This is a genomic window from Christensenella hongkongensis, assembly GCF_000981035.1.
Lineage (GTDB): Bacteria > Bacillota > Clostridia > Christensenellales > Christensenellaceae > Christensenella > Christensenella hongkongensis.
In genome coordinates this window covers 1-7,331 of sequence record NZ_LAYJ01000117.1, presented here as the reverse complement: position 1 = coordinate 7,331, position 7,331 = coordinate 1, and the positions used below count along the sequence as shown (strand labels likewise).

General features: G+C 51.9%; 6 protein-coding genes. 3 read left to right on the top strand and 3 right to left on the bottom strand.

All coding sequences use genetic code 11. The features are described 5' to 3' along the window. Positions 1–206 precede the first annotated feature (206 nt). Positions 207–500, top strand: coding sequence for a hypothetical protein (locus CHK_RS16405; protein ID WP_131924629.1), 294 nt, complete (start codon positions 207–209; stop codon positions 498–500). Positions 501–828: 328 nt separating this feature from the next. Here CHK_RS16405 and CHK_RS16715 read toward each other — a convergent pair whose 3' ends face one another. Together CHK_RS16715 and CHK_RS12975 are read right to left on the bottom strand one after the other, a co-directional pair. Then, positions 829–1,134 (bottom strand): hypothetical protein, encoded by a 306-nt coding sequence (locus CHK_RS16715; RefSeq protein WP_160295679.1) that lies wholly within the window; start codon positions 1,132–1,134, stop codon positions 829–831. A gap of 108 nt (positions 1,135–1,242) precedes the next feature. Further along, on the bottom strand, positions 1,243–3,789 hold the full coding sequence (locus CHK_RS12975; RefSeq protein ID WP_046444510.1) for a heavy metal translocating P-type ATPase: 2,547 nt from the start codon (positions 3,787–3,789) through the stop codon (positions 1,243–1,245). Between the two features lie 140 nt (positions 3,790–3,929). Here CHK_RS12975 and CHK_RS12970 point away from each other — a divergent pair, with 140 nt between their 5' ends. Both CHK_RS12970 and CHK_RS12965 read left to right on the top strand, forming a co-directional pair. After that, positions 3,930–4,289: a winged helix-turn-helix transcriptional regulator gene (locus tag CHK_RS12970; RefSeq protein ID WP_046444509.1), complete on the top strand. Its 360-nt coding sequence runs from the start codon at positions 3,930–3,932 to the stop codon at positions 4,287–4,289. A 196-nt stretch (positions 4,290–4,485) separates the two neighbouring features. Continuing rightward, positions 4,486–6,270 carry a sensor histidine kinase gene (locus CHK_RS12965; RefSeq protein ID WP_046444508.1) on the top strand — a complete coding sequence of 595 codons (1,785 nt, stop codon included), beginning with the start codon at positions 4,486–4,488 and terminating at the stop codon, positions 6,268–6,270. On the opposite strand, the gene CHK_RS12960 is transcribed toward CHK_RS12965, so the two are convergent. Further along, entirely contained in the window at positions 6,267–7,010 is a 744-nt protein-coding gene (locus CHK_RS12960; protein WP_046444507.1) for a LytR/AlgR family response regulator transcription factor, read from the bottom strand. The genes CHK_RS12965 and CHK_RS12960 overlap by 4 nt on opposite strands. Between the last annotated feature and the right edge of the window lie 321 nt (positions 7,011–7,331).

Below are 7,331 nucleotides of genomic sequence, written 5' to 3'. Positions count from 1 at the left end.
TCTAAAAACCCTCGCGCGTCAAAATATCGTTGCACTCATTCCCGAGGGAATGTATAATGATACTTGATCGCAGTGTCCCTGATGGGATTGCTTGAGGGTGTCGCGGCACCGGATAGCAGGGCTTGGAGTGTTACCGCACTCCGGCCTGCTGCGATTTTATATTGCAGGGAAATTCCCTATGTTTATTGTATGGGTTAATGAAAGGAATGTCAAGAAAAAGGGAGCGCGGGATTCGTTTTATTTCGGGACGGGGCGGGAGAGCACTTTTATTGTTGTGGCTGACTTCGCGCGGGAACAGCCCGTCGCGTTCAAAGCCTGCTTACTTCGTGCGCAAAGGCGTTTTCACGCAACGGGCTATACTCGCGCTGGCAGAGTGGATGCCCGGGCAACGCACGGTTGTCGCGCAGTGCGTGCAAAAGCCGGAGCCTGTTGCAGGATATTGCCTGCAAGGGGCTTATGGAGGGCGCTTTTCGTTGTGCCTCCCTGCCGCGCGCCCGTAAGCAGAGCGGCGTACTTTGCAGATATTCCTTTCTTTGTACGGCGCGTCCCCTCAAAGGTAATGCCTGTAACAGGCTCCGGTAACAGCAGCAAAAAAAGCGTTTGTGATATTGTGGTGTGGGGAGAGAGGTGCGGATACACCGGAGGCTCGCTCTTCGGGGACGCGCCGTACATCTCATAGCGCACCTTCGGTGCTTCGCGAAAGAAGCTGCGCTTCTCTCGCGGGCTCTCATTGCCAGAGGATATTTTGCATCGGCTTACACCTCGCAAAATGAATTAATTCCTGACGACCTCAGGAGCGCTATTTATTGCTTGGCACGGCGCTCAGCGTCAGCCTTTTATGGGCACAGTGCAAACAATGATGCACGGCTTCCCATGCCCCTCAGCGCGACCTTCGGTGCACCCGCCCGGCAGCACAGAAGACCTTCGGGCAACGCACGGTTGCCGCGTGGTGCGCGCAAAAGCAGGAGCCTGTTGCAGGATATTGCCTGTAAGGGGCTTATGGAGGGCGCTTTTCGTTGTGCCTCCCTGCCGCGCGCCCGTAAGCAGAGCGGCGTACTTTGCAGATATTCCTTTCTTTGTACGCCGCGCCCCCTCAAAGGTAATACCTGTAACAGGCTTCGGTAACACTACCAAAAAAAGAGCGTGTGTGCATGGAGCTGGAATGGGCGTACCCCTTAATACAGACTTTGCAATAAAAAACGCCCCTTGCCATTCATGGAACAAGGAGCGTTTTTATTACGCTTATGCGATTCCGGTTACTTCGTAGCCCGCGTCTTCAACGGCCTTACGCAGAGCGCCGTCCGAGGCGGCCCCATCCAAAACCTTCAGCGTTGCGCTTTTGCTTTCAAGGTCTACGTTCACATCCGATACGCCGGGAACGCTTTCGAGCGCTTTTGTTACTGCCGCGCTGCAATGCCCGCAGCTCATTCCTTCGATTTTGATCGTTTTTTCCATTTTTGCCAACTCCTTTTTGTTATTATGGTTATTTATAACCGGTATTTCATCGGTTTTATCCGTGTTGTGCAGCTTTGGCTTAAAGAAACGCAGCCGCAGGGCGTTGAGCACCACGGAAACCGAGCTGAAGCTCATTGCCGCAGCGGCGATCATGGGGTTGAGCAGGATTCCGAACGCCCCATAGAGCGCGCCGGCTGCCACGGGAATGCCGATCGTGTTGTAAATGAACGCCCAGAACAGGTTCTGTTTGATGTTACGCATCACGGCCCTGCTTAACTGGATTGCCGCAGGCACATCCATCAGGTCGCTCTTCATCAATACGATATCCGCAGATTCAATGGCAATATCCGTGCCCGCGCCAATGGCGATGCCCGTATCTGCACGGGCAAGTGCGGGAGCGTCGTTGATGCCGTCGCCCACCATTGCGACCTTTCTTCCCTCCTGCTGAAGCCTGCGGACTTCGCGCTCCTTATCCTCAGGAACAACCTCCGCAATCACCTTTTGGAGACCGACCTGTTTGCGGATGGCTTCCGCGGTACGCGCATTGTCCCCGGTGAGCATGATTACGTCGATGCCCATGCGGCGTAATTCCGCAATGGCCTGCCTGCTTGTCGGTTTTACCGTATCCGCAACCGCGATCAGGCCAAGCAGCTGATTTCCCTGCGCGATATAGAGGGGTGTTTTTCCTTCGTTTGCAAGCGATTCCGCTGTGGCGGCGCTGCTTTTTATATCGACGCCGGATTCCTCCATCAGCTTGCGGTTGCCGGCATAGCAGGGGATTCCGTTGATTTTGCCCACAATGCCCTGACCGGGGATCAGCCGGTAATCCTCCACGGCTTCAAACGCTGCGCCCTTGTTTTCCGCTTCGGAAACGATTGGCTCTGCAAGCGGGTGGCCGGACATTTTTTCCAGAGACGCGGCGACGGAAAGAAGCTGCGCTTTTTCCCCGCCGTTTGTTACAAGGTCGGTAACGACCGGTTTTCCTTCAGTGACGGTGCCTGTTTTATCGAGAACGACAGTATCGATGCTGTGCGTGATCTCGAGCGATTCGGCTGATTTTACCAAAATACCGTTTGCCGCGCCGCGTCCCGTGCCGACCATAATGGCGGTTGGCGTTGCAAGGCCAAGCGCGCAGGGGCAGGAGATTACGAGCACGGATATGCCAATGGAAAGCGCCGTCTCAAAATGCAGCCCAAGCGCAAGCCACAGGATGAAGGCTCCAAGCGCCACCAGCATAACCACCGGCACGAATATGCCGCTGATTTTATCCGCCATTTTTGCGATGGGGGCTTTGGAGGAGGTGGCCTCCTCTACAAGCCGGATGATTTTTGCAAGTGCGGTGTTTTCGCCTACGGCGGTGGCCTTCATCTGGAAGTAGCCGGACTTGTTGATGGTGCCGCCGGTTACCTTATCGCCCACGTTTTTATCCACAGGCAGGCTTTCGCCCGTAATGGCGGATTCGTCCACAGAGGAATATCCCTGTGTGATCACGCCGTCCACGGGAACGGTGCTGCCCGCCCTTACAATCAGAATATCGCCGTGCGCAACGTCGTCCACAGGGATTTCCTGTTCTTTGCCGTCTTTTAACACGATTGCCTTTTTGGGCGCAAGATCCATCAGCTTTGCGATCGCGTCCGAGGTACGGCCTTTGGCGCGCGCCTCAAAGAATTTGCCGAGCGTGATAAGCGTTAAGATCATGGCAGAGGATTCAAAGTACAGGTCCATGGAAAACTGGTGTACGACAGCCATGTCGCCCGTGCCGAGCGCCCCGGCTATTTTGTAGATCGCGTAGATGCCGTAGCCAAAGGCCGCGCCCGAACCCAGCGCAATCAGGGAATCCATGTTGGGCGAACGCTTCCACAGGTTTTTAAAGCCAAGGGCAAAGTATTTGTAGTTCACAAATAAAACCGGCAAAACGAGCAGGAACTGGGTAAACGCGTATACCATCGCGTTTTCCATACCTGAAAGGAACCCGGGCAGCGGCCAGCCGAGCATCTCGCCCATTGCGATATAAAAAAGCGGGATGGTGAAGACCGCCGAGACAATCAGCCTCCTTTTCATGGACTGCATTTCCTGTTTCGCGATATCCGCAGGTTTGGGCTGTTCCCCTTTCCTGGCTGCGCTGCGGCTCGATGCGCCATAGCCCGCGCCTTCCACCGCCTTTATGATATCGTCCGCGGTTACCACATTTTCGTCATAGGTTACGGACATATGATTGCTGAGCAGGTTTACGCTCACGCTGCTGACGCCGTCCATTGCCGCCACGGTTTTTTCCACGCGGGCGGAGCAGGCAGAGCAGGTCATTCCTGTAATATCAAACATTGTTTTTTGCATACTGTTTCACTCCTTGACGGTTTGACATAAAAAATTTCTCCTGTTATTATTATGACACTAATTGACATTAATGCAAGAATGCACTATTTTGTAATATAGTATCTAAAAGTATACTATAAACAGGCAGGGAGGATAATACTATGAATCCTGAAACAAATATATGCCCCGTATCTACAACGCTGGGCCTGATTGGCGGAAAATACAAAGCGCTTATTTTATGGCACTTAACGGATCGTGTGGTGCGTTTTTCCCAGCTTCGCAGGCTGATTCCCGAGGCGACGGCAAAAATGCTGACACAGCAGCTGCGGGAGCTGGAAAGAGACGGGCTGATCCACAGGGAGGTATACCCGGTGGTGCCGCCGAAGGTGGAATATACCCTTACAAAGGAAGGGGAAAGCCTGCGGCCTATTTTGGAGAGCATGTTTGACTGGGGGATAGAACGTCTGGAAAAAGAGGGACTTCATCCGTGCTGCTCGATGATGGAGGATGTGGACAAATAAACGAAATGATCCGGACAAAATAAGTTCAATGACGGATAGCCCTGCGGCAGCGCGGGGCTGTTTTTTATATGTGGGGTGTTGTTCGCGTAAAAAAAGGGTTGTCTGCGATATAAACCGCTAAGTCCGGCGCGGATATGATAGATTAGAGGCAAACCCGGGCTAAAAGAAAAACAGGCACCGGCAAGGGAACGGCAAAATGGATAAAAGAAGTATAATCAAAAAACTCAACGGGGTACTATTGTTTTTAATCATACTGTCCATGGGATGTATCATAGCGGTATCGCTGCCTTTTTCCGTTCGCGATGAAATCGACGACATTGATGATGATTTTGGAAAGGGCTGGACACTGCAATACCAGGGGGAGGCCAAAAGCAGTGAAATTGACCTTATGGTACGCAAAATCAAAAATCCTATGAACAAAAGGATTATTCTCACAAAAACGCTGCCGCAGGAGGAAATCAGGGATGCGAGCATCGCGTTTATTGCGGCAAGGCTGGACGTTGATATCCGTATTGGCGGCGAGGAATTCTTTCATTACGAACCGCAAACCATTTTGGGGAATATTACGATGGACGGACCGGAAACAATTCTGGTCAGGCTGCCGGAGCGTTATATGGGAAAGGAAATACGGATTACGCTTGAAGGGAAATATCAGGACACAAGCAGCAGCCTTACGCATATGTGCTTTGGACAGGAGTCGAAAATAATCCTGCACAAGATCGGCACGAATTCAGTGAAGGGGCTATTGGGTTTTTTTCTGGTGACGATCGGCATCATTTTACTGGTTGTTGCCCTTTCCATGAGAAAAATCGAATTCGAGTATGGAAAGCGCACCCTGTGGATGGGACTTAGCGTATTTTGTATCGGATGGTGGTATGTGGTGGATTTTATGCACGCCAGCGGTATTGTGTATTACGATACGGCGGGATTTTTGTTGTGCGGTTTTTTGTATCTGGTTATTCCTTTTCTGGTGATGAAATTTTTGCAGAATGTGGTTTCGTCCAAATGGAGCAGGGTAATTGCGCGGATTTCCTACCTTTACATCTATGGCGGCGCTGCGCTGTGCGTCTTGCGCCTGACAGGGGTATTTGACTATGCCATGTATATAGTGGTATCGATGATTTTTGATTTTACGATGTATATCATGTGCGCTGCCGTATTATTCCGCGATAAGAGCGTCGCAAGGAGAGTGGTGGTTCAGGTTGTGCTTGTGGTGGGCTGCGTCGCGCTTGATTATGTCCGGCTGTTTACATTTCAGGAAAAATCTACGCTTCCTTTTACAGCTCTTGGCATCACGGTTGTGGTTTTGATCATGATGAAACGGATCGTTTCGAACGCCATCCTTGCGGTCAGGAAAAGCGAGGAAAAGAAAATGCTGGAGCAACAGTTAAAAATACAACTGGAGCATTACGAAACGAAGAGAAGCTTCAGCGAGCAGATACGCATTCTGCGCCACGACCTGAAAAACCATATTTTGGCGATAAACGGGCTTTTGGAGCAGGGGCGGGTACGGGATACGCAGGAGTACCTGCGTGAACTAACGGACATCGTAACGCCGAAGCAGGAGCTTATTATCACAGAAAACCCTGCACTGGACGCAATCCTGACAGAGAAAAAACACGTGGCAAATAAAAACGGCGTCAAAATGAAGCTGGACCTCAGGCTGCCCCGCGGCGTAAAAATTGCGCCGGAGGACTGGTCTGCCATCGTGGGCAACGCCCTTGATAACGCTATCGCCGGATGTATTGAATCCGGCAGGGAAGCGCCGGAGATTTTTTTGGGGCTTAAAGCGCAGGGCGGCATGCTGAGCGGCGTGATCGTGAACCCTGCAAAGGAGCCCGCACCCAGGGAAAAGGAAGGCGGGCTTGGGTTGATCAGCATTGCAAACGCTGTGAAAAAATACAACGGGACGATGAAAATAACAAGGGAAAACGGAAGGTTTCGCCTGGAGTTTTACCTGTACGACATTTCAAACGGCTAGACAATGTCCTTCCAGCCGCCTGAGAGAAATCCGGAAAGCTCGTCGCGCGCATTCGCGGCAAAATTGGGGCCGACGGGCAGTTTTTGCCCGGAGAAAAGCCGGACCGACGAGCTGCCCATGGAATAAATATGGGCGGCGTTGACCAGAAAAGACCTGTGCAGCCGGATAAAGGTTTGCGACATCGGGCGGATTTGGCGCTCTACGCTTGAAATGGACGTGTAATGGCCGACAGGTGCGCAAAAATCCGGATAGAGAATTGTCTGGTGACGCTGCGCTTCAAAATACATGATGGAAGAGAGCGGGAAGGAATACTGGTCGGCGCCGGAGCGAAAGCAGTAGCAATCCGTCCTGCGCCTTGCCGCTTCGATTGCCGCGTCGAGGAAGATTTTCTCGAACTCTCCGGGCGAAGTAAGGTCTTTCACAATGTAATGATAGGCCTTCATGCCAAACGCATCTACGGCAAAATCGCCGCTGACGGTGAGATAGATAATCAGGGCTTTACAGCCCAGCTTACGCAGGGCCTCGCCCGTCTGTATTCCGTTCATGCCCTCCATCAGAATATCCAGAAAAATAATATCCGGCTGATGCGGTTTATCTTCCAGCACAAAGCTGAGCTGGTTGCCGCTTGTAAATTCCCTGACGCTGACAGGAATATTACGCCTGCCCGCAATACTGCGGATGAGCGTGCCATATCGATTCAGGTCGCCCGGATTATCGTCGCACAGATAAACTTGTATCACAACTGCCCTCCTGTATTCGTGCCGGAAAAACGTGCTTTCGTGCCGGAGATAAACCATAGCCGCCCTATTTTGGCATGATGAAAAAAGGGTGGTTTTTTGTTGCGCAAAAGCAGCGCATATGCCAAAAACGGACTGGTTATGGAATGCCCGGGTAAAAATGAAAAACCGCCCGGTACCGGACGCCTGATTGCACGTTGATTCGCAATATTTCTACATTCGCGCCATTTCCCTGCTTTTTTGCTTTTTGATACGCTTTCCTGCGAGCCGTCTGACCAGCCTTGACGGCTTATTATTTTGGTCAGGCAATTCGTTCCATCCGGT